At 48.7% G+C, this 1,311-nt stretch carries 1 protein-coding gene; it reads right to left on the bottom strand.

Annotated elements, in window-relative coordinates; translation table 11 throughout:
- Positions 1-389 precede the first annotated feature (389 nt).
- Positions 390-764 (bottom strand): MmcQ/YjbR family DNA-binding protein, encoded by a 375-nt coding sequence (locus tag PsW74_RS18885; RefSeq protein WP_063290408.1) that lies wholly within the window; start codon positions 762-764, stop codon positions 390-392.
- Positions 765-1,311 lie beyond the last annotated feature (547 nt).

The raw sequence follows: 1,311 nt of genomic DNA, 5'->3' as shown, positions 1-1,311 counted from the left end.
CCGAGCACCGAGCACCGAGCACCGAGCACCGAGCACCGAGCACCGAGCACGAATGATCGCAATGCTACGCAAAGACAAGCTTATGAGTAAAGAAAGATCCTCAGAGGGGGATAACTTTTATTAGCGGATGCGAGCGCAACATCTGAAAAACCGGGCATAAAAAATAAGGCGAATTCCACGGGGTAAACATATGCCCGCTAGGCGGTTCTATGATAGAACCTCCCCCGTTCAAAATTAAATGCATGCGGTGCAAAAGCCAGACACAAAACCACTCAATAAGAACCACGAGCAACGCACATTTCGCGCAAATAACGCAAATCTGCACAAAAGAACGCAAACCTTAAAATCAGCACGATCAGTTATTCAGAGCCCCACGTGATCAGACACACTTAAGCTGCAACAAACCCAATCTCTTTCTGCAGCTTCTTGGTCAGCTTCCTCGCAATAATGCTATGCGCCTCGCGAACATAATCCTTGATGTCTTCATCAGCCATCGCCTGCGCAGTCTCAATCTGAACCCACTTCGCCCGAGCCAGATAAGGCGCCGGAATAACGCACTCCTGTTCCGTCAGAATCTGATAGGAAAGCTCCGAACACTTAAAGCTGATCTTGATCCCTTCCATCTCAGGCCGGTCCTCTCCCCAGTTAGAACAGATCGCAAAGATCTTCCCTCCAACCTTCCAAACCGAAGCATTCCCCCACTGAATGACATTGCTCGTCCCAACCAATGACTTGCAATAATTATCAAACTCATCCCGCGTCAATGTAGTCTCTCCCTAGCAATCAATAAAAGGCATCAAACACAGCCAATAACTGCAACGAAGATAACACAATCAAAATCCAATTCGGTACCCGTTCAACTAACTTTCAGATTTGGCTACCGGTAAAGAGTAAGTGCCGCACACGCTCTCTCTTATTTACCCCAGGTAGTGCAAGAATAGTTCCATCTCTTTTATAGTCAGCAAACAGTGTAGAGCAGTTACGGGTGCTATCCCATCTATCCCATCTATCCCATCTATCCCATCTATCTCATCCTTACGCAGAATGGCCTTCCGCATTACCTTCGAAAGCGTAGCAATCATAGCGGCACAAATTCGAGTGAAAATACCGCCAACGAACGCAGCTAGGAGCGCACCGCCGTTCCGACAGCGTGGTGCAGTTACGGATTCAATCCCGCCGATTACATCCTGATGCACAACTGCCCCCGCATTACCTTCGCAAGTGCAGCAGGCGTGGAGACACAATACGTGTGCATATGCCAGCAAACGCAGATAGCCGCGCAAAGCCATCCCAGTTGCGGTTTAGTTCACT

The organism is Pseudovibrio sp. W74, assembly GCF_001623085.1.
Classification (GTDB): domain Bacteria; phylum Pseudomonadota; class Alphaproteobacteria; order Rhizobiales; family Stappiaceae; genus Pseudovibrio.
The sequence above is the reverse complement of the archived record's forward strand: the minus strand, read 5'-3'. Positions and strand labels throughout refer to the sequence as shown.